This window comes from Pectobacterium aroidearum, assembly GCF_041228105.1.
Lineage (GTDB): Bacteria > Pseudomonadota > Gammaproteobacteria > Enterobacterales > Enterobacteriaceae > Pectobacterium > Pectobacterium aroidearum.
Genome location: NZ_CP166097.1, coordinates 4114385 through 4138837 on the forward strand (window position 1 = coordinate 4114385; position 24453 = coordinate 4138837).

22 protein-coding genes and 1 riboswitch are annotated in these 24453 nt (G+C 53.4%); of the genes, 11 read left to right on the forward strand and 11 right to left on the reverse strand.

Annotated features, from left to right (window positions below):
- The first annotated feature begins 31 nt into the window (after nucleotides 1–31).
- The 3 genes from norV (at nucleotide 32) to tehB (ending at nucleotide 3668) form a co-directional block, all read left to right on the forward strand.
- Complete coding sequence (gene norV / locus AB8809_RS18605) at nucleotides 32–1543, forward strand: anaerobic nitric oxide reductase flavorubredoxin (protein WP_256599508.1); 1512 nt, start codon at nucleotides 32–34, stop codon at nucleotides 1541–1543.
- A 10-nt stretch (nucleotides 1544–1553) separates the two neighbouring features.
- Entirely contained in the window at nucleotides 1554–2702 is a 1149-nt protein-coding gene (gene norW, locus AB8809_RS18610) for an NADH:flavorubredoxin reductase NorW (protein ID WP_349855494.1), read from the forward strand.
- 105 nt (nucleotides 2703–2807) lie between these two features.
- Nucleotides 2808–3668, forward strand: a complete 861-nt coding sequence (gene tehB / locus AB8809_RS18615; protein ID WP_349855224.1) for an SAM-dependent methyltransferase TehB — start codon at nucleotides 2808–2810, stop codon at nucleotides 3666–3668.
- 108 nt (nucleotides 3669–3776) lie between these two features.
- Here the strand turns inward: tehB and ribB are convergent, their stop codons facing one another.
- Nucleotides 3777–4430, reverse strand: coding sequence for a 3,4-dihydroxy-2-butanone-4-phosphate synthase (gene ribB / locus AB8809_RS18620; RefSeq protein WP_181846149.1), 654 nt, complete (start codon nucleotides 4428–4430; stop codon nucleotides 3777–3779).
- Nucleotides 4431–4556: 126 nt separating this feature from the next.
- Nucleotides 4557–4733: riboswitch (FMN riboswitch) on the reverse strand.
- Nucleotides 4734–4926: 193 nt separating this feature from the next.
- On the opposite strand from ribB, the gene ubiK reads away from it, so the two are divergent.
- On the forward strand, nucleotides 4927–5208 hold the full coding sequence (gene ubiK / locus AB8809_RS18625) for a ubiquinone biosynthesis accessory factor UbiK (protein ID WP_012773475.1): 282 nt from the start codon (nucleotides 4927–4929) through the stop codon (nucleotides 5206–5208).
- Nucleotides 5209–5297: 89 nt separating this feature from the next.
- On the opposite strand, the gene yjeH is transcribed toward ubiK, so the two are convergent.
- Complete coding sequence (gene yjeH, locus AB8809_RS18630; protein ID WP_349855225.1) at nucleotides 5298–6551, reverse strand: L-methionine/branched-chain amino acid transporter; 1254 nt, start codon at nucleotides 6549–6551, stop codon at nucleotides 5298–5300.
- 145 nt (nucleotides 6552–6696) lie between these two features.
- Nucleotides 6697–7722 (reverse strand): cell division protein ZipA, encoded by a 1026-nt coding sequence (zipA, locus tag AB8809_RS18635; RefSeq protein ID WP_349855226.1) that lies wholly within the window; start codon nucleotides 7720–7722, stop codon nucleotides 6697–6699.
- A gap of 224 nt (nucleotides 7723–7946) precedes the next feature.
- On the opposite strand from zipA, the gene cysZ reads away from it, so the two are divergent.
- The 5 genes from cysZ to crr all read left to right on the forward strand — a co-directional run bounded on the left by cysZ (nucleotide 7947) and on the right by crr (nucleotide 13013).
- Entirely contained in the window at nucleotides 7947–8738 is a 792-nt protein-coding gene (cysZ, locus tag AB8809_RS18640; protein ID WP_182101108.1) for a sulfate transporter CysZ, read from the forward strand.
- A gap of 162 nt (nucleotides 8739–8900) precedes the next feature.
- Nucleotides 8901–9869, forward strand: coding sequence for a cysteine synthase A (gene cysK, locus AB8809_RS18645; protein WP_012773471.1), 969 nt, complete (start codon nucleotides 8901–8903; stop codon nucleotides 9867–9869).
- Between the two features lie 454 nt (nucleotides 9870–10323).
- Entirely contained in the window at nucleotides 10324–10581 is a 258-nt protein-coding gene (gene ptsH / locus AB8809_RS18650) for a phosphocarrier protein Hpr (RefSeq protein WP_005971891.1), read from the forward strand.
- 45 nt (nucleotides 10582–10626) lie between these two features.
- Nucleotides 10627–12354: a phosphoenolpyruvate-protein phosphotransferase PtsI gene (ptsI, locus tag AB8809_RS18655; RefSeq protein WP_012773470.1), complete on the forward strand. Its 1728-nt coding sequence runs from the start codon at nucleotides 10627–10629 to the stop codon at nucleotides 12352–12354.
- A gap of 149 nt (nucleotides 12355–12503) precedes the next feature.
- A complete protein-coding gene (gene crr / locus AB8809_RS18660) occupies nucleotides 12504–13013 on the forward strand; it encodes a PTS glucose transporter subunit IIA (RefSeq protein ID WP_010284368.1) in 510 nt (169 codons plus the stop codon).
- Between the two features lie 66 nt (nucleotides 13014–13079).
- Here the strand turns inward: crr and AB8809_RS18665 are convergent, their stop codons facing one another.
- Nucleotides 13080–14450 (reverse strand): ATP-binding protein, encoded by a 1371-nt coding sequence (locus tag AB8809_RS18665; RefSeq protein ID WP_349855227.1) that lies wholly within the window; start codon nucleotides 14448–14450, stop codon nucleotides 13080–13082.
- Nucleotides 14450–15130 (reverse strand): response regulator transcription factor, encoded by a 681-nt coding sequence (locus AB8809_RS18670; protein WP_012773468.1) that lies wholly within the window; start codon nucleotides 15128–15130, stop codon nucleotides 14450–14452. The genes AB8809_RS18665 and AB8809_RS18670 overlap by 1 nt, the downstream gene beginning before the upstream one ends.
- 374 nt (nucleotides 15131–15504) lie before the next feature.
- Between AB8809_RS18670 and AB8809_RS18675 the strand changes: the two genes are divergently transcribed.
- Both AB8809_RS18675 and AB8809_RS18680 read left to right on the forward strand, forming a co-directional pair.
- Entirely contained in the window at nucleotides 15505–16704 is a 1200-nt protein-coding gene (locus tag AB8809_RS18675; RefSeq protein WP_336709218.1) for an efflux RND transporter periplasmic adaptor subunit, read from the forward strand.
- Between the two features lie 3 nt (nucleotides 16705–16707).
- On the forward strand, nucleotides 16708–18660 hold the full coding sequence (locus tag AB8809_RS18680; protein WP_349855228.1) for a MacB family efflux pump subunit: 1953 nt from the start codon (nucleotides 16708–16710) through the stop codon (nucleotides 18658–18660).
- Nucleotides 18661–18663: 3 nt separating this feature from the next.
- Here the strand turns inward: AB8809_RS18680 and cysM are convergent, their stop codons facing one another.
- From cysM to AB8809_RS18710, 6 genes are all read right to left on the reverse strand, one after another.
- Entirely contained in the window at nucleotides 18664–19545 is an 882-nt protein-coding gene (gene cysM / locus AB8809_RS18685) for a cysteine synthase CysM (protein WP_349855229.1), read from the reverse strand.
- A 55-nt stretch (nucleotides 19546–19600) separates the two neighbouring features.
- A complete protein-coding gene (gene cysW / locus AB8809_RS18690; protein ID WP_349855230.1) occupies nucleotides 19601–20467 on the reverse strand; it encodes a sulfate/thiosulfate ABC transporter permease CysW in 867 nt (288 codons plus the stop codon).
- Entirely contained in the window at nucleotides 20467–21321 is an 855-nt protein-coding gene (cysT, locus tag AB8809_RS18695; RefSeq protein WP_181829766.1) for a sulfate/thiosulfate ABC transporter permease CysT, read from the reverse strand. The genes cysW and cysT overlap by 1 nt, the downstream gene beginning before the upstream one ends.
- Nucleotides 21321–22349 carry a sulfate ABC transporter substrate-binding protein gene (locus AB8809_RS18700; RefSeq protein WP_349855231.1) on the reverse strand — a complete coding sequence of 343 codons (1029 nt, stop codon included), beginning with the start codon at nucleotides 22347–22349 and terminating at the stop codon, nucleotides 21321–21323. The genes cysT and AB8809_RS18700 overlap by 1 nt, the downstream gene beginning before the upstream one ends.
- Nucleotides 22350–22649: 300 nt before the next feature.
- Nucleotides 22650–23549: a Dyp-type peroxidase gene (locus AB8809_RS18705; RefSeq protein WP_012773461.1), complete on the reverse strand. Its 900-nt coding sequence runs from the start codon at nucleotides 23547–23549 to the stop codon at nucleotides 22650–22652.
- Nucleotides 23550–23716: 167 nt separating this feature from the next.
- Entirely contained in the window at nucleotides 23717–24328 is a 612-nt protein-coding gene (locus AB8809_RS18710; protein ID WP_225181451.1) for an RpoE-regulated lipoprotein, read from the reverse strand.
- Nucleotides 24329–24453 lie beyond the last annotated feature (125 nt).

Below are 24453 nucleotides of genomic sequence, written 5' to 3' on the forward strand. Positions count from 1 at the left end.
TTCCCGACTATGACTATTGAGGTTTCAGAACATGGCAATTCACGTTAAGAACAATATCCACTGGGTTGGACAACGCGACTGGGAAGTGCGTGATTTTCACGGCACGGAGTACAAGACGCTACAAGGCAGCAGCTATAACAGTTATTTGATTCGCGAAGAGAAAACCGTACTGATCGATACCGTCGATCATAAGTTCAGCCGTGATTTCGTCCAGAATCTGATGGCGGAAGTGGATCTGAACACGATTGACTACATCGTGATCAACCACGCCGAAGAGGATCACGCCGGCGCGCTGAGCGAGCTGATGGCACGGATTCCCAATACGCCGATTTACTGTACTCACAACGCGATCGATTCCATCACCGGTCACCACCACCACCCTGAATGGCATTTCCACACGGTCAAAACCGGCGACACGCTGGATATCGGCAACGGCAAGCAGCTGATCTTTATCGAAACGCCGATGCTGCACTGGCCGGACAGTATGATGACCTACATGACAGAAGATGCCGTGTTGTTCAGTAACGATGCGTTCGGCCAGCACTACTGCGATGAACACCTGTTCAATGACGAAGTGGATCAAACTGAACTGTTCGAGCAGTGCCAGCGCTATTTCGCCAACATTCTGACGCCATTCAGCCGCTTAGTGACCGCCAAGATCCATGAAGTGCTGGGCTTCAACCTGCCGCTGTCGATGGTTGCGACCTCACACGGCGTGGTATGGCGTGACGATCCTGCCCAGATCATCCACCTGTATCTGAAATGGGCGGACAGCTATCAGGAAGATCGCATCACGCTGTTTTACGACACCATGTCCAACAACACCCGCATGATGGCCGACGCCATCGCACAGGGCATCAACGATGTCGACCCCGGCGTCGCGGTGAAAATCTATAACGTCGCCCGCCACGACAAGAATGAAATCCTGACGCAGGTCTTCCGTTCGAAAGGCGTGCTCGTCGGTTCATCCACCATGAATAACGTGATGATGCCGAAGGTCGCCGCCATGCTGGAAGAGATCACAGGCCTGCGTTTCCAAAACAAAAAAGCCTCAGCGTTCGGCAGCTACGGCTGGAACGGCGGCGCGGTCGATCGCATTCAAACCCGTCTGATGGACGCCGGTTTTGAAACTACGCTAGCGCTGAAAACCAAGTGGCGTCCTGATGGTTCCGCGCTGGAAATTTGCCGCGAGCACGGCCGTGAAATCGCTCGTCAGTGGGCGCTGCATCCACTGGATGATACGCCTGCCCGTCGCGTCATCTCGCCAGTAAAACAGACCACGGTGGCGCCGCAAAGCGCCAGCGCCCCCGCCGAGAGCGCCTGTGGTTGCAGTGAAGTTGTGGTGCCACAGTCCGCAGCACAGCCAGCGGCACAGTCAGAAAGTGGCTGTATGCAGTGCAGCGTCTGCCAGTGGATCTACGATCCGGCACTTGGTGAACCGATGCAGGATGTGACACCCGGCACTATGTGGTCGGACGTACCAGACAGCTTCCTCTGCCCGGAATGCGGGCTGGGTAAAGACGTTTTCAATCCGATTCGCTAAGGAGAGGATGATGAAAGATATCGTGATTATTGGCGCGGGCTTTGCCGCCCGCCAGCTTATTCGACAGCTCCGCAAGCTGGATGCGCACTGCCCTATCCGCCTGATCACCGCTGACAGCGGCGATGAGTACAACAAGCCGGATTTGAGCCATGTGATGAGCCTGCAACAGCACGCCGACGATCTGACCAAGATGCAGGCGACCGCATTTGCCGAAGAAAACCGTATTACGCTGCTGGCGAATACGCGCGTCACCGCCATCGACCGCCATGCGAAACAGGTCATCTGCGGCACGGAGCGTTACGATTACCACAAACTGGTGTTCGCCACCGGTGCCAGCGCGATAGTGCCGCCAATTCCGGGATGCGAACATATGCTGACGCTCAATAGCCAGCAGGAATACCGTACTCACGAAAGCCGGCTCTGGCAGGCCGAACGTATATTGGTACTCGGTGCCGGGTTGATTGGCACCGAACTGGCGATGGATCTGGGGCGCGCGGGAAAACAGGTTACGCTGGTTGATTGTGCCAGCAGCATTCTGCCCGCGTTGATGCCGCCCGAAGTCAGCGCACGTCTGCAATTCACGTTGACGCAGCAAGGGGTTTCACTGCATCTGAATACCACCCTGCAGCAGCTAGAGAAAACCGAAACTGGCGTGCGGGCGACATTTACCGATGGCCGAACTATCGACGTGGACGATGTGCTCTCTGCTATCGGTTTACAGCCCAACACGCAGCTAGCGAAAGCGGCAGGTTTGGCGGTGCAGAAAGGCATTCAAACCAATACACAGTTACAAACCAGCGATCCACAGATTTATGCGCTGGGCGACTGCGCAGAGATTGGCGGTAAGCTCCAGCCTTTCCTGCAGCCCATTCAGCTCAGCGCAATGACGCTGGCGAAGAATCTGTTAGGTGCCAGTGAAGCACTGGCGCTGCCGCCGATGCTGGTTAAAATCAAGACGCCGCTGTTTCCCTTGCAGATGGCGGGGGATACCACAAGTGGCGACCTGCACTGGCAGCAGGAATGGAACGAACAAGGTATGGTAGCGAAAGCGCTGGATAGTCAGCAGGTGCTGCGCGCCTTTGTGGTCGGCGGAGAGCGGATGAAAGAGACATTTCCGCTGCTGCGACAGCTTTCCACTGTAACTTCAACCACGGCCTGACACGGCAAAATAAATAATGCATTTAAAATACATATTTCTGGTCAGCCTGCGTGCGGATTAATAGAATACGGCTATAGCTTTTGGAATTTACAGACCGAGGTAAAAATGCAAGATCTCATTTGTTATAAGAAGATGCCGCAGTGGAACAGCCAGACGCTGCCTGCCGCGTTCCAGGAAAAGCACAACACGCAGGAAGGCACTTGGGCAAAATTGACCGTGCTGAAAGGGGAAATGACCTTTTCCATGCTTACCGAAGACGGCGAGACGCTGGAGACGTTTCACTTCTCCGAACAGAACCAGCCGCCGTTTGTTGAGCCACAGGCGTGGCACCGCATCGTTTCTTTCTCTGACGATCTGGAATGTCAGCTCAGCTTTTTCTGCTCAGCGGAAGATTTCTACCATAAAAAATACGGTCTGACGCGTACCCATTCCGAAGTGATCAACGCGGTGCAGCACATCAAACCGGGCAAAACGCTGGATTTAGGCTGCGGCGGCGGGCGTAACTCGCTGTATCTGAACCTGCGCGGATTTGATGTAACCGCCTGCGATAAACACGAACAGAGCATTGATTCGCTGAATAACATCATCAAGAGCGAAGCGCTGGAACACATTCGGGCGGGTGTTTACAACATCAATCTGGCGGAAATCAAAGAGCAGTATGACTTCATTCTGTCGACCGTCGTGCTGATGTTTCTGGAACGTGACCGGATTCCGCACATCATCAGCAATATGCAGGACAGCACGGTTAACGGTGGCTATAACCTGATTATCGCCGCGATGTCGACGGAAGATTGCCCGTGCCCGATGCCCTTCTCCTTTACCTTTAAAGAAAGCGAGCTAAAGAACTATTACGCCGACTGGGAGATCCTCAAATACAACGAGGATATGGGTGAACTGCACAAGACGGATGCGCACGGCAACCGCATCAAACTGCGCTTCGCCACGCTTCTGGCAAAAAAGCCGTAAGTCGCTAAAAACGCTATTCGTTAAAAACCTAAGTCGTTAAAAACTTAAGTCATAAAATAACAAAGGGCCGATAAATCGGCCCTTTTGTCTGCGTGGTATCTGCGTGAATCAGCTGGCTTTGCGCTCTGCCGCTACGCGGTAAGCCACCAGATCTTCAATCGTCAGTACCGGCATGTCGTGCTGTTTGGCAAACGCGATCACTTCCGGCGCGTGCGCCATTGAGCCATCATCGTTCGTCAGTTCACACAGAACGCCAGATGGCTTCAGGCCCGCCAGCGTCATCAGGTCAACCGTTGCTTCGGTGTGACCACCGCGCGTTAACACACCACCCGGCTGGGCGCGCAGCGGGAATACGTGGCCAGGACGATTCAGATCGCTCGGCTTGGCGTTATCCGCAATTGCGGCACGAATAGTCGTCAGACGATCAGCGGCAGAAACCCCCGTCGTCACGCCCTCGGCGGCTTCGATGGTTACGGTGAACGCCGTTTGGTAATGACTGGAGTTCTTCTCCACCATCATCGGCAATTCCAACTGCTGGCGACGCTCTTCCGTCAGGCACAGGCACACGATGCCACTACCGTGACGAATCGTCAGCGCCATCTGTTCAACGGTCATATTTTCAGCGGAGAAGATCATGTCACCTTCGTTTTCACGATCTTCATCATCCAACACCAGCACGCCGCGGCCATGACGCAATGCATCAAGTGCGCGTTCTACGCGTTCAGTAGGATTGCCAAATTCAGAAAGTAATGTCTGATTCATGGTAAAAACCTCAATGTTATTATGAATTACCAGAATCAGGGCGAGCTTGAGGAGTAACCACTACTACTGGTTGCATAGCAATGGCTAACAAAAATAACGCGAGCGGGCATACAGCCCGACAGATACCGTTACTCTCTCCCATCCGGACTATAACCGTCGGCCCCGGAATTGCACCGGATCTGCTGACCCCACGTTGCGAAATCGATAATAAAATCGGGAAACGCAGCACGAGCGCTCGCGGGCTTCCAGTATGTATACTGGTTTACCGCCGGTGGGGAATTACACCCCGCCCTGAGAATAAGCGGGTTTACTATAACGCTAATACCTCGACAGGGCAATTGATCCGCCGCAGGAAATAGGGCAAAACGTATGCTGAATTACAGTAAAATTATGCTGAATATCTGCAAAGCAGGGAGCGGATTTAGTTTATCCATCCCACAACTCGCATTACACTTGCTATAGTAGTGACCTTACATAACCTAATCAGGAAAGCGACATGATTGACCCAAAGAAGATTGAGCAAATCGCCCGTCAAGTGCATGAATCTATGCCAAAAGGCATCCGGGAATTGGGTGATGATGTGGAGAAAAAAATTCGTCAGGTCTTGCAAGCACAGCTGACCCGATTGGATTTGGTGAACCGTGAAGAGTTTGATATTCAGACGCAGGTTCTGCTCCGCACGCGCGAGAAGATTGCCCGTCTGGAACAGCGCCTGACGGAGCTGGAAGCGAAATTGTCTGCGGAAGAAAAGCCCGCCGCAGCGCCGGAAAACGACTAATCCTCACATACCCCGTCATCATCGCGATGCAGCGCCCTAATCAGGGCGTTGCTCGATTCCCAGCACCGCAACATTCAGAAGAAACGAACTCAGTGGGAAACCAGTTCAACTTGCTTGCGCGGCAGGAACAGCCATAGTACGGCTAGCATGATTAACGCATACAGCGATTTCCAACCGATCACCAGCAACAGCGCGCAGCAGAGCATGCCTCCGATTGCCGCCATGACTCTGGCGCGCCCTTTCAGCAAGCGCCACCCAGCCAGCATACACAGCAGATAGATCAGCACAAAGATGCCGTTCGCGTACACGATCAGCATATCCAGCGGTAGCCTGATCCGGTAAATCAACAAACAGCACACCAGACAGCAGGTCACCACAACCGACAGCGCATTTACCGGTGCCTGCCCCGCGGACAGCTTCGCCAGCGCACTGCCTTTCGGTGCCTGCGACCAGACGAGACGGGCGAATCCCTGGGTGTAGATATTCACGCTGGCAAAGCAGGCCAGATACCCGACAAAGCAGGCAACCCACAGTGCATGTTCACCAAACAACTGCACGACAATACCCGGTAGTGAAGCCGTTGCGGCAATCCCTTCTCCATAAGCCTTAAAATGCAGTACGGCCACCGTGCATCCCCAGTAAACCGCGCCAGCAACCAGCATACCGATGAGTAAAGCCCGTGGGAAATCCCGCTCCGGTACCCGAAATTCCGTCGCCATATGGGCAAACGCTTCAAGGCCGACGAAGCACCAGAACATCACCGCCAGCGCACCAAAGGTGTTAGACCATGACAGTTCCTGTACCGACGGCCAGAGGATATGTGCAGGCGTAATATCGCCCTGCCACCAGATAGCAACAACCAACCCCACCACCAACATCGCGATAATAATCTGAATGTTGGCGCTGGATCCTGCACTGCGCAGGCCAAGCAGCCAGATACCGCCCAGCGTCAGCAACTGTACGCAGAGCAGCCCCAGATCGCTCCAGCCAAATGCTGCCTGCCAGAACCCGGCAGCAATCTGCAAAGCAGCGGGTAGCCCCAGCGGAATAACGGAAAGAAATAGCCAGCCAGTTACTCGCGCCATACGCGGCCCAAAGGCCAAATTAACAAAGTGTGCAGCGCCGCCCGCATTAGGAAAATGTTGCCCCAGGGCGGCAAAGCCAATCGCGATAGGAAAAACAAACAGGATCAAGATCGGCCACGCCCACAGGCTATCCTGCTGCGCCAGCTGTGCGACCAGCGCAGGAACCGCAAACACGCCGGTTCCTAGCAGAGAGGTAGAAAGCAGCCCCACGCCCTGAATCAGGCCAAGCTCTTGTTTTAATCCTTTTGCTTCACTCACAGCATTTCACCCTTTTCTTGCCTTTCTACACCACACCCTGATCGAAGAATAAAAAAAGCCTCCCTTAACGGAGGCTTCTTTCTCACCCACTGCATTCACACACGTTATGTTTTCACATGCACTATTGATGCTTTCACGTATGCTATCAGGCGTTGGCTTTCAGCACATCGCGAATGCGGGCTTTGTAGGATTCGACCTTCTGCGGCGTCATCATACGACGTTCATCATCCTGCACCACGCCGCCAACATCGTCAGCAATGCGCTGCGCAGACTGTAACATCAGTTTAAAGTTTTGGCTGGCGTCGCCATAAGACGGCACCATCATGAAAATAGATACACCAGGCGTCGAGAATTCGGACATCGCGTCCACATTAAACGAACCGGGCTTAACCATATTCGCCAGGCTAAACAACACCGGCCCTGCGCCTGCAGGGTTCACATGGCGATGGAAAATATTCATTTCACCAAACTGGAAACCAGCCTGAAGCAGACTCTGCAACAGCAGTTCGCCGCCAATAACACCGCCCTGATGCGCCACGACGTGCAGCACCAGAACCGCTTCTTTTGCCGCTACGGGTTCAACAGGCTCAGCGGGTTGCTGAGGCTGCACAGGCGCAGGCTGAACTTTCTCATGCAACGAATGCGCAGCAGGCTGCTGTGGAGCGGATGGCGGCGCATCGTACGCAAACGACTCACGCGGTGTGTCGATGCTCGGCTGAATAGGTGTTTCTCTGGGATTAACAACCTGCGGGTTGCTATCGCCACGCACTTGCGAACGTGGAGAATCCACCGGCGTGGCTTCATCCAGTAAAGGATCGTAAGAAGAGGCGGGAGACAAATGCTCGAACGGCGATGTCGCCTCCGGGCGCAGCTCTTCGCGTGCACTGTTGTTATCAAATGACTGATTATCAAATGACGCGTTATCAAATGACGAACTGCTAAATGACGGCTCATTCTGCTGCGAACGCGCACCCTTCACGCGAACTTCGCCAACGCCTTCATCCAGCTCATCAAGCGGCGTTTCATCACGCGCTTTCTTTGCACGTTTAACCGGGCGGTCACGAAAAAGGGACGAGCGCTCTTTACGGCTAGTCCACAAGCCGTGCAGTAACAGCGCTATTATAGCGATCGCGCCAACAACGATTAATATCAGACGCAAGTCCTGCATCATTGCTATCCCAATTGTTCCAACAATACATTGCCACCACGGCAAATACTTATACTACTAACTCTATTTGCCTGAGTACACAAGTGCAAGCCTGCGCGGTACTTTATGACAAGAAAGATAGATACAACGCACTTTTTTGCTGTTTTTTCATCCAAATGCGGGCTAGTCAGCATAAGATCATCCCGATATGATGCCTCAACAAACAAATGACTGAGTATATTGTCACTATGTCTTTCGAAAAACCGTCTTACGGCAACACCGCAGGCCAGGTTCGCAGCGGAATACACTATTTTCTTGCCGGATGGCGTTTGATCTCACTACCGGGCATCCGGCGTTTCGTCATTCTTCCCCTACTCATGAACATTGTGCTGATGGGGGGGGCCTTCTGGTGGCTTTTCACCCGGTTAAATGACTGGATTCCCCAGCTCATGAGCCACATTCCAAGCTGGTTGCAATGGCTCAGTTACCTCATCTGGCCACTTGCCGTCCTCTCCATCCTGCTGGTATTCAGCTACCTATTCAGTACGATCGCCAACTTTATTGCCGCACCGTTTAACGGCTTGCTGGCGGAGCAGTTGGAAGCAAAACTAACCGGCCAAACGCTGCCGGACACCGGCATACTCGGCATCGCCAAAGATGTCCCGCGAATCATGAAGCGTGAGGTCCAAAAGCTGGCGTATTACCTGCCCCGCGCGATTGTGCTATTGCTTCTCTATTTCATCCCCGGCATCGGGCAAACGGTCGCGCCAGTGCTGTGGTTCTTGTTCAGCGCATGGATGCTGGCGATTCAGTACTGTGATTATCCCTTTGATAATCACAAAGTAGGCTTTTCCACTATGCGACAGGCATTGCGTCGTCATAAGGTCGCCAATATGCAGTTTGGCGCCTTGGTCAGCCTGTTTACGCTGGTGCCTTTTTTGAATCTGGTCATCATGCCCGTCGCGGTATGTGGGGCAACGCAGTTGTGGGTGGATCGCTATCGGGATCTGTCCGCGACGCTGCCGAAAAAAGCGCCATAAAAAGACCGTGTGCACTGGCTTCTCAAGGCCAGTGCTTTCTATTGTAATGAAAAGATATTTCTTAAGAACATAACGATATAGCAATTCTTTACTTCACTGAAAGGTGTGAACGGGTATTCTCTCTACGTTCGCAAAAATTTCATACAGTTATAAGGACAGGCTATGAGCAAGATCTACGAAGACAATTCTTTCACAATCGGCCATACGCCGCTGGTTCGCCTGAACCGTATCGGCAACGGACGCATTCTGGCTAAAGTGGAATCCCGCAACCCCAGCTTCAGCGTAAAATGCCGTATCGGCTCTAACCTGATTTGGGATGCAGAAAAACGCGGCGTTCTGAAACCAGGCGTTGAGCTGGTTGAACCGACCAGCGGAAACACAGGGATTGCTCTGGCCTACGTCGCAGCGGCTCGTGGTTACAAACTCACGCTTACCATGCCGGAAACTATGAGCATCGAGCGCCGTAAACTGCTGAAAGCGCTGGGCGCCAATCTGGTGCTGACCGAAGGTGCCAAAGGTATGAAAGGCGCCATTGCCAAAGCAGAAGAGATCGTTGCCAGCGATCCGAACCGTTATCTGCTGCTACAACAGTTCAGCAACCCCGCTAACCCGGAAATTCATGAGAAAACCACCGGCCCTGAAATTTGGGAAGATACCGACGGTCAGGTTGATGTCTTTATCTCTGGCGTCGGTACTGGCGGTACGCTGACCGGTGTCAGCCGCTACATCAAGAACACCAAAGGCAAAGCTATCATCAGCGTAGCGGTTGAACCTACCGATTCACCGGTGATCTCTCAGGCACTGGCAGGCGAAGAGCTGAAACCAGGCCCGCATAAGATTCAGGGTATCGGCGCAGGTTTCATCCCGGGTAACCTGGATCTGAAACTGATTGACCGCGTAGAGAAGGTGACGAACGAAGAAGCGATCAGCACCGCACGTCGTTTGATGGAAGAAGAAGGCATTCTGGCTGGGATTTCTTCCGGTGCCGCCGTTGCCGCAGCGCTGAATTTGCTCAAAGAGAAAGAGTTTGAAGGCAAAACCATCGTCGTTATTCTGCCTTCTTCCGGCGAACGTTACCTCAGCACGGCACTCTTTGCCGACCTGTTCACCGAGCAGGAACTGCAGCAATAATCCTTCGGTCACTCTCGAACAATAAGTGACCAATGTGTTAAAAAAGCACCTATTTAGGTGCTTTTTTGTGGCACACTTCAAACTTTCCACCACATACAGATTGCTTTTCTACATCAGGTTTAGTATTTAACCGAACAATTATTTTGATGCGTGAAATTAATGTCAGACAAACGCCACGCCCGACCACATTGTCTTTTGTCTTGTGCAGAACGTTTTTTGTCTTGCGCACGATAGCCACATCGCCGTTTTGCGACCGGGGTTAAGATAATGGGTAGCGGAAGCTATGGTGTTTGATGGTATTTTATCCAGGAAATACGTTTGACGGTTTTCTTGTCGCATCGTGGTTCGCCCCTGTAACATAAGTCAGGAGCTAACCAAACAGGCTAAAGTTCAGTGAATCAGCTAAACTTTAGTTCCACAACATTAATCTAATCCATAAGTTGGGGAAAAAAGCATGTTCCAGCAAGAAGTGACTATCACCGCACCGAATGGCCTGCACACTCGTCCCGCTGCTCAGTTCGTTAAAGAAGCCAAAGGCTTCACTTCAGAAATCACCGTGACGTCCAACGGCAAGAGCGCCAGCGCTAAGAGCCTGTTCAAATTACAAACACTCGGCTTAACCCAAGGAACTGTGGTTACTATCGCTGCGGAAGGCGAAGACGAACAGAAAGCGGTTGAACATCTGGTCAAACTGATGGCTGAGCTCGAGTAATCGACGAGTTTTTTAGTGAACACCAGAATCGAGTAAGGTAGGGTTATGATTTCAGGCATATTAGTATCACCGGGTATTGCTTTTGGTAAGGCACTGTTACTGAAAGAAGATGAAATTCTCATCAACCGGAAAAAAATCTCTGCGGATCAGGTAGAGCAGGAAATTGAACGTTTTCTGACTGGCCGTTCCAAAGCATCCGCACAGTTGGAAGCTATCAAGAAGAAAGCGGGCGAGACGCTGGGCGCAGAGAAAGAAGCCATCTTCGAAGGCCACATCATGTTGCTGGAAGATGAAGAGTTCGAGCAGGAAATCATAGCCCTGATTAAAGATGAACATGCTTCCGCCGATGCCGCTGCGTTTTCTGTTATCGAAAACCAGGCCAAAGCGCTGGAAGAGCTGGATGATGAATATCTGAAAGAACGCGCCGCAGACATGCGTGATATCGGGAAGCGTTTGCTACGCAACATTCTCAATATGACCATCGTTGATCTGGGCGATATTCAGGATGAAGTCATTCTGGTTGCAACGGATCTGACGCCGTCAGAAACCGCGCAGCTGAATCTGGATAAAGTGCTGGGCTTCATTACCGATCTCGGTGGCCGTACGTCCCACACCTCCATTATGGCCCGTTCGCTGGAGCTGCCTGCTATCGTCGGCACGACCAACGTGACGCAACAGGTCAAAAACGGCGATTACCTGATTCTGGACGCGGTAAACAACCAGATCTATCAGAATCCGACCGCAGAAAAAATTGAAGAATTAAAAGCCATTCAGCAGCAGTACAACGCTGAAAAATATGAGCTGGCCAAGCTGAAAGATCTGCCAGCCATCACGCTGGATGGTCATCAGGTTGAAGTCTGTGCCAACATCGGTACCGTGCGTGATGTTGCCGGTGCTGAGCGTAACGGCGCAGAAGGCGTCGGCCTGTATCGTACCGAATTCCTGTTCATGGATCGTGATTCTCTGCCTACCGAAGAAGAGCAGTTCCAGGCGTATAAGGCGGTTGCCGAAGCCGTTGGTGCTCAGGCAGTTATCGTCCGTACCATGGATATCGGCGGTGACAAAGACCTGCCTTACATGAACCTGCCGAAGGAAGAGAACCCGTTCCTTGGCTGGCGTGCTATCCGTATTTGTCTGGACCGTAAAGAAATTCTGCACGCCCAGTTGCGCGCCATTCTGCGCGCATCCAGCTTTGGCAAGCTGCGTATCATGTTCCCGATGATTATCTCTGTGGAAGAAGTGCGTGAGCTGAAAGCCGAACTGGAGATGCTGAAAGCGCAGCTGAGAGAAGAAGGTAAAGCCTTCGACGAAAGCATTGAAGTCGGCGTAATGGTGGAAACCCCTGCCGCGGCCGCAATCGCGCCACATTTAGCCAAAGAAGTCGACTTCTTTAGTATTGGGACAAATGACTTAACCCAGTATACTCTGGCAGTTGATCGCGGTAATGAGCTGATTTCTCATCTCTATAACCCGATGTCCCCCGCCGTCCTTACCCTGATCAAACAGGTTATCGACGCGTCTCATGCCGAAGGCAAGTGGACGGGGATGTGTGGTGAGCTCGCCGGTGACGAACGTGCTACACTACTGTTATTGGGAATGGGTCTGGACGAATTCAGTATGAGTGCGATCTCTATCCCAAGCATCAAGAAAATCATTCGTAATGCGAATTACGAAGATGCGAAGGCGCTGGCGGAGCAGGCATTAGCTCAACCGACAGCACAAGAGTTAAGCAATCTGGTGAGCCGCTTTATTAAAGAAAAAACGCTCTGCTGATTCTGCTTTACCTAATAGGTTTCAAGGTGGCAATCAGCATCCCCGACAGACGATAGCCTCGCGGTCGGGGTAGCGAAAAACGCCAATGCCACAACGACTTGAAAGATTAGGGTATACGCTGGCCCAATATTAATGCTTAGGAGAGAATCATGGGTTTGTTCGATAAATTGAAATCTCTGGTTTCTGACGACAAAAAAGACACTGGCAGCATCGAAATCATTGCCCCGCTGTCCGGTGAAATCGTCAATATTGAAGATGTTCCTGATGTCGTATTCGCAGAGAAAATCGTCGGTGACGGTATTGCCATCAAGCCAACTGGTAACAAGATTGTCGCACCGGTAGACGGCACCATCGGTAAGATTTTTGAAACCAACCATGCGTTTTCCATCGAATCTGACAGCGGCATTGAGCTGTTTGTGCACTTTGGTATTGATACCGTTGAATTGAAAGGCGAAGGCTTCAAGCGTATCGCCGAAGAAGGCCAACGCGTGAAGAAAGGCGATCTCGTTATCGAGTTTGACCTGGCTCTGCTGGAAGAAAAAGCGAAGTCTACTCTGACACCAGTGGTTATTTCCAACATGGACGAAATCAAGGAATTGACCAAACTGAGTGGTACGGTCGTTGTCGGCGAAACGCCGGTTATCCGTATCAAAAAGTAAACCGCCCTTCTACGGATGGTCTACTACGTTTGCACGAAACGGCACCCGGATGGTGCCGTTTTCGTTTCAGGCTTTCCAACGTGGTACACACAGGCGAATCACTAATCCACGCGGTTCACCGTTGTCCGCCTCAATATGCCCACCGTGCGCCAGCACCACTTTTCGGGTAATCGCCAATCCCAGCCCATAGCCTTTTCCAGACAGCGGCGAATCAACACGGATAAAAGGATCGAAGATGCTGGAAAGCTTACTTTTCTCCACGCCGGGCCCCTGATCGGCAACCTGAATCGTCCACTCATGCTCGTTGCCAATAAGCGACACGGACACCTGCTGTTCGGGGGCGGAAAAACGTAGCGCGTTGCGCATCACATTATCAACCGCCCTGCGCATCAGCTCCGCGTTGCCTTTAATCGTGTAGTCCTCGTCTTCATCCGCCGCGAGCAGAATTTCAACGCCGGTAACCTGCGCCTCATAGCGCGCATCGTTGACGACGGCCGTCACCAGCCCCAGCAAATCGAAATAGGCTTCCTCAATACCAGAATGCTCCGTGCGCGACAGCGTCAGCAGTTCACCAATCATCTTATCCATCAGCAGCGCCTCACGTTCGATACGCTGTAAGGAGTTCTCGACATTGTCCGGGTTCTGCCTTATCAACCCGATAGCAAGTTGCAAACGCGCCAGTGGTGAGCGCAGCTCATGGGAGACATCATGCAGCAGCTGTTCACGCGCGCTGGCCAGACTGTCCAGCCGCTCGACCATGGAATCGAAATCGCGCGCTACATCGCTGATTTCATCATGACGCCTCTGCATCACCGGCAGCAGGCGTACATTCAGATCGCCCTGCGCAACCTGATCAAACCCCGCGCGGATCTGGCTGAGTGGGCGTGCCAGACTCCATGCCAGTACCGAACTGAACAACAGGCCGCCAAACCCCGCAATGATCACAAACGGCACGGGTACGTTAAGAAACTCGACCGGACGAGGAGGACGGAATTCGCTACGCAACAGCTCGGCGTCGTAACGAATTTGGTACCACTTTCCGGCAGGCCCGTTGACCTGCTTGATAATGTGCGAGTCACGCTGCGCCTTACGCTTATCCGGCACAAAATCATCACCAGGCATCCTGGCCGTCTGTGGTGCGGAAATCAGTTCCTGCTCTGACAGCGGCAACGGCGATTCCGTGACGGAAATATATTTCTGTTCTTCTTGCGGCAGCAGCGACATCACATCGTTCAGCTCACCCAGACCGCCATGTTGCAGCGCCGCCGCCACCATCTCCGTTTGCATCGTCGCAATGCGGGACACCACGATTTCTTCCAGCGGCTTATGCCGCTCGCCATAAAACGAAAAAGCCAGCCACAGCAACTGAGACATGACGAGGAACGTCAGCCAGAAACCGAGCAGTATCTTCCAGAAAAGCCTTCCACGAATCATCATCAGCGAATCCGGTATCCCACGCTGCGCACGGTTTCAATCGTCATGGTGCTGCCCGGCAATGCACTGAGTTTCTGACGAATATTGCTGATGTGCACATCCACGCTACGGTCATAGGCTTCACGACGACGCCCCAGACATTTTTCGGACAGTTCATCTTTTGACACCACCCGCTCAGGGGAACGTAACAGTAGCTCAAGCAAATTAAACTCAGACGCCGTCAAATCAAACGGCTGCCCACGCCATTCGCTGATGCGCGTTGCGGGGTTCAATACCAGATCGCCACTGGCCGCCACGCTTTCATCTCGTTTTGTACTGGGCTGATCGTCATAGCGACGTAGCACCGCCCGCAGCCTTGCTACCAGTTCACGTGGGTAACACGGTTTAGGCATATAGTCATCCGCGCCCATTTCCAGACCGATAACCCTGTCGATGTTGTCGCCTCTCGCTGTCAGCATAATCACGGGAAGCTGTTGGGTTTTTCTGATCTGACGCAGCACGTCAATCCCGCTCATATCCGGCAGCATGACATCCAGAATCATCGCGGTGTAATCTCCCGACATCGCACCATCAACGCCTTCTTTGCCCGTCAGTACCCGAGAGGTCGAAAACCCTTCCGCATTCAAATACTCACAGAGCATATCGCCCAGCTCTACGTCGTCATCGACCAGTAAAATATTCATATCCTGTCCTCATTAATCGGGTATACCCTACAACATTCGAGTTGCGGAAAAAATGCACATACCGTTTGAAGTATGACGGGTATAGATAATGTATTCTCAGGCCTGGCGTTAATATTCGCAGCCAGATTTACTTAATCCTTACCATTTCTTTCAGCAAAGATTACCGCTACCTTTACAGACTCGGGGTAAATTACTCACCTGCGTTATTTACTTCCGTTGATACCCTAAATAATTCGAGTTTCAGGCAGGCGGCAAGCGAGGCAATACCGATGAGCTTACTCAGATAAGTGATTCGGGTGATTAAGCGCAGCCAACGCACATGCAACTTGAAATATGACGGATACAGATGCATTCATTAAGGACGACTCCCCCTGATGCAATCACGATTTTTTACACGACGCCGTACGACGATCGCGTTTGGTGTTATCGCCGCTGCCGTACTTATTCATCTGTTTTTCAACAAGCCAGCACCCGCGCCAAGCGCGATGACCACCGCCGCAGAGATTGCGGATCTCGAACAGACGGTACTCGCTGACGGCAAAATTGAGGCGCAGAAACAGGTCAGCGTCGGTGCTCAAGCCTCGGGACAAATCAAAGCGCTGCACGTCGAACTCGGCGATAAGGTCACAAAAGGGCAATTGATCGCCGAGATTGATGACCTCACCCAGCAGGACACGTTAAGAAATGGCGAAGCGGCGCTAAAAAACATTCAGGCTCAGCGAACCGCCAAACTGGCGGAATTGCGTAACAACGAATTGAGCTGGCAGCGTCAGCAAATGTTGATGAAACGCGGCGTTGGCGCGCAGGCCGACTACGATAGCGCGAAAGCCACGCTCGACGCCACCCGAGCCAATATCGATGCGCTGGACGCCCAGATCGTTCAGGCACAAATTACCGTCAACACCGCCAAGGTTAACCTCGGTTATACCCAGATTCGTTCACCAATGGATGGCACCGTGGTGGCGATTCCGGTTGAAGCGGGCCAAACGGTCAACGCCATCCAGACCACGCCGACCATTGCCAAAGTCGCCAATCTGGACACCATGACCATCAAGGTGAAGATTTCAGAAGCCGACGTCGTCAAAGTGAAAACCGGCATGCCCGTGTGGTTCAGTATTCTGGGCGAGCCGAATAAGCGTTACGAAGCCACGCTGAGCTCGATTGAACCCGCGCCGGATTCCATCAATACGGATTCAACCACGACGTCATCCAGTTCCAGCAGCAGCACCAGTTCCTCATCCAGCACCGCGATCTATTACAACGGCCTGTTTGATGTGAAGAACCCTGACGGCGTATTGCGCATTTCCATGACGGCACAGGTGTATATTCTGCTGTCTTCGGTGAAAAATGCCATTGTCGTCCCAGCGACGGCATTAACCTCGCGCAATGGCATGTGGTACGTGCAGGTCATGAATGCGAACAAGAAGATCGAATCGCGGCTGGTCACGCTCGGCCTCAATGATAACGTGCGCACCCAGATTCGTTCAGGGCTCAGCGTTGGGGAGCAGGTGGTTGTCAGCCCGTCGTCCGGTGATGTCGCGTCCACGCATCCCGGCCCACCGATGGGGATGTAATGCATGTCCACATCCTTACTTAAGCTGACTGGCATTACCCGCCGCTTTTCCAACGGCGAACAGGACGTTACCGTCCTCAAGGACATCAACCTGACGATCAATCAGGGAGAAATGGTGGCAATTGTCGGCGCGTCCGGGTCGGGAAAATCCACGCTGATGAATATTCTCGGCTGTCTGGATAAACCGTCCTCCGGTGATTATCAGGTGGCAGGGCGTGCCGTTGGTGAGCTGGACAACGACCAATTGGCGGAACTGCGTCGCGAGCATTTCGGTTTTATTTTCCAGCGTTATCACCTGCTGGGCGACCTCAGCGCGCTGGGGAACGTCGAAGTACCGGCCATTTATGCCGGTAAAAGCCGGCTGGCACGCCGTCAGCGGGCAGCAGAGCTGTTAACCCGACTGGGACTGGAACATCGCCTCCACTATCGTCCCAGCCAGCTTTCCGGCGGCCAGCAGCAGCGCGTGAGTATCGCCCGTGCGCTGATGAACGGCGGTGGCATTATTCTGGCGGATGAACCAACCGGTGCGTTGGACACCCACAGCGGCAACGAAGTCCTGAGCATACTCCGCGACCTGCACAAACAGGGCAATACGGTCGTGATCGTCACCCACGATATGACGATTGCCGAACACGCTCAGCGCATCATCGAATTGCGCGATGGCGAAGTGATTGCCGATCGACAAACGCGTCCCGAAGAGGCCACAGCACCGTTGCCTGAAGCCGCAAGCTCTCCGGCAACGTCCGCACTTAATCAGTTCAAAGACCGCTTTATTGACGCGTTTAAAATGGCGCTGTTGGCGATGAATGCCCAGCGGATGCGCACCTTTTTGACCATGCTCGGCATTATCATCGGCATCGCCTCCGTCGTCTCGGTGGTCGCACTGGGAAAAGGCTCACAGGAACAAGTGCTGGCCGATATCAACTCGATGGGCACCAGCACGTTGGAAATTTTCCCCGGCAAAGATTTCGGCGACATGGATGCCAGCGCCATTCAAACGTTGCGAGCCAGCGATATTCAGCCGCTGACGCAGCAGCCCTACGTGCATAGCGTCACGCCTTCTATTTCCACCAGCGTAACGATGCGCTATGGCAACATTGCCGTTTCCGCCAGCGTTTCCGGGGTTGGCGAGCAGTTCTTTACCGTACGTGGCTACACCCTGCAACGCGGTGTGCTTTTCCCTCGCAGCAGCGTCGATGAACTGGCACAGGACGCAGTGATTGACAAAAATACGCTTAACAAGCTCTTTCCCCACGGCGAGGATCCAACTGGGCAAGTTATTCTATTGGGCTCGCTGCCCGTACGAATTATCGGCGTCGTCAGCAAGAATCAGGGCGGCTTCGGCAGCGATGAAAATCTGAATGTCTGGGTGCCGTACACCACGGTGATGAAGCGCATGGTTGGGCAATCCTACCTGAAAAGCATCACGGTGCGGGTAAAAGACAATATCGATATGAACGTCGCCGAGAAAAGCATCACCACCCTACTAACGCAGCGGCACGGTACGAAAGATTTCTTTATCATGAACACGGACAGCATTCGTCAGATGATCGAGAAAACCACCACCACGCTCACGCTGCTGGTGTCGATGATCGCGCTGATTTCGCTGCTGGTCGGCGGTATTGGCGTAATGAATATCATGCTGGTGTCCGTCACCGAGCGAACCCGAGAGATCGGCGTCCGTATGGCGGTCGGCGCGCGCACCAGCGATATCATGCAACAGTTTCTGATCGAAGCTGTGCTGGTCTGCCTGTTCGGCGGCATCATCGGAGTGGGACTATCGCTGGCTATCGGCGTACTGTTCGCACAGTTCAGCAGCAATTTCGCGATGATCTATTCCAGTTCCTCGATTATTGCCGCATTCCTGTGTTCCAGTCTGATCGGCATTATCTTCGGCTTCTTCCCCGCCCGTCGTGCAGCGCGGATGGAACCGATTCACGCGCTGGAGCGGGAATAGTCATCAGTCAAAGACCCCGGTGGACAGATACCGATCGCCGCGATCGCAGGCGATCGCCACAATCACGCTACCGGGGTTTTCCGCTGCAATCCGCAACGCACCCGCCACCGCCCCGCCGGAACTAACGCCGCAGAAGATACCTTCCTGACGCGCCAACTGCCGTAACGTATTTTCAGCATCGACCTGCGTCATATCCAGAATACGATCGACCAGATCGGCGCGGAAGATGCCTGGCACATAGTCCGGGGTCCAGCGACGAATGCCGGGAATATGGCTGCCTTCCGCAGGCTGTAGCCCTACCGTACAGATTGCCTGATTCTGCTGCTTCAGATAACGACTGACGCCGGAAATCGTGCCGGTCGTTCCCATGCTGGAGATAAAGTGGGTCAGCTTACCTGCCGTCTGCTGCCAGATCTCCGGGCCAGTCGTGAGAAAGTGCGCCAGCGAATTGTCCGGGTTATTGAACTGATCGAGCGTTTTCCCCTCTCCTGCCAACACCATCTGTTTTGCCTTATCCCGCGCGCCTTCCATCCCCAACTTGCGATTAACCAGCACCAGCTCTGCGCCATACGCACGCATCGCGGTCTGACGTTCATAGCTCATATTGTCCGGCATCAGCAGACGTAGCCGGTAGCCTTTTACCGCCGCAATCATCGCCAGTGCAATGCCGGTATTCCCGCTGGTCGCCTCGATCAGTCTGTCACCGGGGGCGATGTCGCCGCGATTCTCCGCCTGCTGGATCATGGAGAGTGCCGCCCGATCTTTTACCGATCCGGCAGGATTATTCCCTTCCAGCTTCAGCCAGATTTCACTCTTCAACCCCTGCGTCAGGCGCTGCAATTTCACCAGCGGGGTATTACCAATACAATGCTCAAGCGTTGTCACAAGTTGAGTCCTAAAAAAACCACGCGTACGGCGTGAGTGAGGAAAAAGATAAAAGTTAGTGTTTATTCATTTGCCGCTTCACACGCCACTGCAAGGCGCTTTTGATAAACAGCGTCAGTATCGCCATCACAGTTAGCAGCGCCGCCGCGGTAAACGCGCCGACACTGTTATAATCCTGATGCAATAATTCGACCTGCAATGGCAGCGTATAGGTTTCACCACGAATCGAGCCAGACACCACGGATACGGCGCCAAACTCGCCAATCGCCCGAGCATTGGTCAGAACCATGCCATACAGCAGCGCCCAACGAATATTCGGTAACGTCACTCGATAGAACACCTGCCAGCCTGATGCTCCAAGCAGCACGGCTGCCTCTTCTTCCTGACTGCCCTGACTCATCATCACCGGAACCAGTTCCCTGACCATAAACGGGCAGGTCACGAATATAGTCACCAGCACAATGCCAGGCCAGGCAAACATCAGCTGTAGCCCCTGTTCATCCAACCAGCCGCCAACCGGGCCGTTAGTGCTGTAAAAGAGCAGATACAGCAGACCCGCCACCACTGGCGAGACGGCGAAGGGAATATCGATCAACGTGAGCAGCAGTTGCCGACCGGGGAACTGAAAACGCGTGACCAGCCAGGCCAGCAGCGTACCAAAGACCAGATTTACGGGTACGACAATCGCGACCACCAGCAGCGTGAGACCAATCGCATGCAGCATGTCAGGATCGCTCAGGTTTCGCCAGACGCCCCCCAGCCCGTGCGCCAGCGCTGCGGCAAAAATTGACACCAAAGGGATGACCAGCATGATGAGCGATAATATCACGCCCAACACAATTAGCCCTGCCCTCCCCCAGTTGCGTTCCTGCCGAACGGGATGAGTCTGGCGCCGCGGTGTCACAGTAGGAATCTCAGCCATTACACGCTCCGTGTCCGTTGACCAAAACGGCTTTGCAGCACATTGACGGCAAACAGGATCAATAAGGAAGCCGCTAGCACAACGGAAGCAATCGCGCTGGCAGCAGGGAAATCAAACTCCTGCAAGCGGATAAAAATCATCAGCGAAACGACCTCCGTCTGCCAGGCAATATTCCCTGCAATAAAGATGACCGCGCCAAATTCGCCCAGACTGCGGGCAAACGACATCGCGGTGCCCGTTAAGAGCGCCGGGGTTAATTCCGGTAAAATGACATAGCGAAAACACTGCCAGCGATTCGCCCCCAGCGTCTGCGCCGCCTCTTCGTATTCCGGACCCAACTCTTCCAGCACCGGCTGAACGGTCCGCACCACAAAGGGAATGCTGGTGAACGCCATCGCGACCGTAATCCCCAGCCAGGTGTACGATACCTTGATACCGTATTCTGCCAGCCATGCGCCGTACCAGCCGGTCGTTGAAAACAGCGCGGCCAGCGTCAGCCCTGCTACGGCCGTGGGGAGCGCAAAGGGTAAATCCATTAGCCCATCCAGCAAGGCGCGACCGGGAAAGCGATAACGCGTCAGAATCCACGCCATTAACAGGCCAAATCCTGCATTAAATACCGTCGCCAGCCCCGCAGCCAGAAGCGTCACCTTGTAAGCGGCTACCACCTGCGGATTGGAAATCACCGTCCAATACTGCGCCAGACTCATTTCGGAGAGCTGCATCACCAGCGCACTTAACGGCAGCAGCAGAATCAGGCAGACAAACAGCAGGCTGCTGCCCAGACTCAAGGCGAATCCCGGCAGCACCCGTTTACCTGAACCAGAGAAGAGGTTATCCGACCTCAAAGCCATTACTGACGACCAGCCGCCAGCAGCTTATCCAGTTCGCCACCCGTGTCGAAGTGGGTTTTCATCACCTGTGGCCACGTTCCGAACTGATCCTCCACTCGGAATAAAGTGGTTTCCGGGAAGCGGGATTTCAGCGTTTGCGTTAATTCAGGGTTATTCACGCGATAGTAAAAATCGGTGATAATTTTCTGCGCTTCCGGGCTATACAGATAATTCAGATAGGCTTTTGCCGCCTGCTCGGTGCCGTTCTTCTCGACATTCTTGTCGATCCACGCCACGGGGAACTCCGCCAATACGTTGACCTTCGGGACGATCACCTCGTAGTTCTCGGCACCATACTGATTACGGATGTTATTCACCTCAGATTCAAAGCTGATCAGCACATCACCCAACTGACGTTCCACAAATGTGGTGGTTGCCCCGCGACCGCCGGTATCAAATACTGCGACGTTCGCCAGAAAACGGGTTATCCACGCACGGGTTTTGGTCTCATCGCCACCGTTGGCTTTGCTGGTCGCGCCCCAGGCAGCAAGGTAGGTATAACGAGCATTGCCGGACGTTTTCGGGTTCGGGAAAATCAGCTTCACGTCATCGCGCACCAAATCGTTCCAGTCGTGGATCCCTTTAGGATTGCCTTTGCGAACCAGAAACGCCATGGTGGAGTAGAACGGAGAGCTGTTATTCGGTAAACGCGCTTGCCAATCGGCGGGGATCAGTTGCCCGCGATCGTGCAGGATCTGGACGTCGGTCACCTGATTATAGGTCACGACATCGGCCTTCAGGCCTTGCAGAATAGCCAACGCCTGTTTAGACGAACCGGCATGCGATTGTTTGATCGTCAGCGGGTCGTTAGGATGCTGCGACAGCCACTGTTTTTCAAAGCCGGGATTGAGCGCTACAAATAGCTCACGCGACACATCATAAGAGCTGTTCAGCAGCTCGGTAGCAGAGACAACACTCTGCCCACCCAGCAGCAATGACAGCGCCAGAGAACCTTTCACCAGCCAGCCTTTCACCTGTACTTGATTCATCTTATGTCCTGCCAGAGTTAGCGCCTATTCGGTAGGCTTTGTTATGGGGGATCTATCGTTTGCATAGCCGTTTTTTGAATCGAATGCGCTTGTCAGTGTAGGGGGAAGTGGCGGTTAACATATAACCTTTATATATAACATTTCGGAGTTTTTAAGCGCTAAAGGGCATAACCCCGAGGCAAGAGAAACGTAAAAAGAGGCGTTCAAATAGCCTGATGGGAACTGAAACGTTGAGAACGGAGAGAATTGGAAAGAATGGATGCCTGCGCAGGTGCAGGCATCAGGAAAACGCGTTGGATCTTACAGCGACAACAGCTGATCCAGAGAAGGCGCGAAGAAGTAGCTGCCGCTGACGGCACGCGTAAAGCGCAGCATCTCATCACGTTTACCGTCACGATCGCCGAACATGCTCAGCAGTTGCTGCTCAATGTTATGCAGACGTGCGCAGTAGGCAATAAAGTAGAGCCCGTTTTTACCGCTCGCGGTGCCATAAGGCAGGCTCTGACGCAGAATCTTCAGCCCCTTACCGTCTTCCTTTAAATCCACACGGCTGAGATGCGACGTTACAGGGCGCTCATCGGAAGACAGCTCTTCATTATCCTGCTTCGTACGCCCGATCATCTGTTCCTGCTGCTCCACGCTAAAACGCTGGAGCTGCTTCAGATTGTGTTCCCAACGTTGGGTAAACACATAACTGCCACCCGCATCCGGTTGGCCTTCAGGGATAATCGCCACAGCATGACGAGCATCGCCCTGTGGGTTTTCCGTGCCGTCGACAAAGCCGCTTAAATCACGATCTTCCACCCAGCGGAAGCCGTGCGTCTCTTCCTCGATACGAATCGCCCCACCAAACGCGGCCAGCGCCGCCTGAGCCAGCGTGAAGTTCACATCATGGCGCAGCGATTGGATATGGATCAGCAGATCGCGCTGCGTGGCAGGAGCGAGCCCGTTGCCCAACGGCGTAAAGGGCTTGAGTTCCTCTGCGCCGCGGTTGCAGTCCAGATCGCGCCAGACATCGTTGCCAAATGCCAGCACCGCGCCTAATCCCGCGTCGGGATACTGCTGCTGTAACGCTTGTAATGTCTGACAGAATTTTTTGCATCCCTGCCGGATAGCATCAAACTCTCCCTGAATCATCGCTTCCATAAAAATGGCAAAACGGCGGTGTTCCAATAAAATACCGCTTTGAATTGGTGTCATTTCTGCTTCCTCAAGCGTCAGTTTTTTCTTTTGTTGTTATGGCTTACTACGGTCGTGATACCGAATACGGATACCGAAAAAGATATCAGGCGGCTCAGGTATCATACCGGAAGCCGCCTGACTTTTACCTTGCGTAAAGACAAATTAGTCCGTTACGAGACACCCTTTTATAAAGCAGATGTGTTACGCGCCTGCGCATGCCACACGATTTTGCTCACCTTCCAGGTCTTCAGAATATCGTCCGGCGGCATCAAGCCTTCCGGGCCGCTCCATTCGCCGGAATAGACGTAGCTGATATGCGTACTCTGCGGTGCGGCACATTCCACGCTCCGCGCATCATCACCTTGTCCCAACTGGCAGGACTCGAACGCTTTGCTATAGGTATTGCTAAAAGCGTCACCGATTTTCACGCCACCTGCGCTGCCAATCGCGGGATCCATGACCTCAACTTTGCGCACGCTGCCCTTCGGCTGGCCGCTGATGATCATCTTCACGTCTTTACCATCCAGCGCCTGATAAAACGCGACCAGTTGACCGTTGGAGGTACCCATTCCGCTACGCAGTTGATAACCACCATCCAGCGCGCTCTGTAGCGCCCCTTCAGACAGTGGCGTACCGGCATTGATACCACCGACACCCGCATCGCTCACCTCCAGCGAACTGCCGAACCAGTTAAACGGTGACAGGCTGGACCAGGAGAAATTGGAAAGCGTGCTGCATCCACTCAGCACCAGCGGTAAACCCAGCACCAGCGATAAACCCAGCGGGCGAAAATTCATGGTATGTACTCCTCAAGATTGAGCGGCTTCCGTCGTCAGCCACCCTGATAAGATGGGGATTGGAGTCTGCAAGCGACGAAAAGTGCCGTAAAAGACGGGATAATCTTGTGAGGGATTATAGAGGG

Bases quoted from the DNA above. Each gene is read 5' to 3' on its own strand.
- cysK (WP_012773471.1), top strand. From the start codon at position 8,901: ATGAGCAAGATCTACGAAGACAATTCTTTCACAATCGGCCATACGCCG.
- cysT (WP_181829766.1), bottom strand. From the start codon at position 21,321: ATGGCTTTGAGGTCGGATAACCTCTTCTCTGGTTCAGGTAAACGGGTG.
- norW (WP_349855494.1), top strand. From the start codon at position 1,554: ATGAAAGATATCGTGATTATTGGCGCGGGCTTTGCCGCCCGCCAGCTT.
- zipA (WP_349855226.1), bottom strand. From the start codon at position 7,722: ATGATGCAGGACTTGCGTCTGATATTAATCGTTGTTGGCGCGATCGCT.
- cysZ (WP_182101108.1), top strand. From the start codon at position 7,947: ATGTCTTTCGAAAAACCGTCTTACGGCAACACCGCAGGCCAGGTTCGC.
- ptsH (WP_005971891.1), top strand. From the start codon at position 10,324: ATGTTCCAGCAAGAAGTGACTATCACCGCACCGAATGGCCTGCACACT.
- cysW (WP_349855230.1), bottom strand. From the start codon at position 20,467: ATGGCTGAGATTCCTACTGTGACACCGCGGCGCCAGACTCATCCCGTT.
- crr (WP_010284368.1), top strand. From the start codon at position 12,504: ATGGGTTTGTTCGATAAATTGAAATCTCTGGTTTCTGACGACAAAAAA.
- tehB (WP_349855224.1), top strand. From the start codon at position 2,808: ATGCAAGATCTCATTTGTTATAAGAAGATGCCGCAGTGGAACAGCCAG.
- ribB (WP_181846149.1), bottom strand. From the start codon at position 4,430: ATGAATCAGACATTACTTTCTGAATTTGGCAATCCTACTGAACGCGTA.
- ptsI (WP_012773470.1), top strand. From the start codon at position 10,627: ATGATTTCAGGCATATTAGTATCACCGGGTATTGCTTTTGGTAAGGCA.
- AB8809_RS18675 (WP_336709218.1), top strand. From the start codon at position 15,505: ATGCAATCACGATTTTTTACACGACGCCGTACGACGATCGCGTTTGGT.
- AB8809_RS18680 (WP_349855228.1), top strand. From the start codon at position 16,708: ATGTCCACATCCTTACTTAAGCTGACTGGCATTACCCGCCGCTTTTCC.
- AB8809_RS18700 (WP_349855231.1), bottom strand. From the start codon at position 22,349: ATGAATCAAGTACAGGTGAAAGGCTGGCTGGTGAAAGGTTCTCTGGCG.
- norV (WP_256599508.1), top strand. From the start codon at position 32: ATGGCAATTCACGTTAAGAACAATATCCACTGGGTTGGACAACGCGAC.
- AB8809_RS18710 (WP_225181451.1), bottom strand. From the start codon at position 24,328: ATGAATTTTCGCCCGCTGGGTTTATCGCTGGTGCTGGGTTTACCGCTG.
- ubiK (WP_012773475.1), top strand. From the start codon at position 4,927: ATGATTGACCCAAAGAAGATTGAGCAAATCGCCCGTCAAGTGCATGAA.
- AB8809_RS18665 (WP_349855227.1), bottom strand. From the start codon at position 14,450: ATGATGATTCGTGGAAGGCTTTTCTGGAAGATACTGCTCGGTTTCTGG.
- AB8809_RS18670 (WP_012773468.1), bottom strand. From the start codon at position 15,130: ATGAATATTTTACTGGTCGATGACGACGTAGAGCTGGGCGATATGCTC.
- AB8809_RS18705 (WP_012773461.1), bottom strand. From the start codon at position 23,549: ATGACACCAATTCAAAGCGGTATTTTATTGGAACACCGCCGTTTTGCC.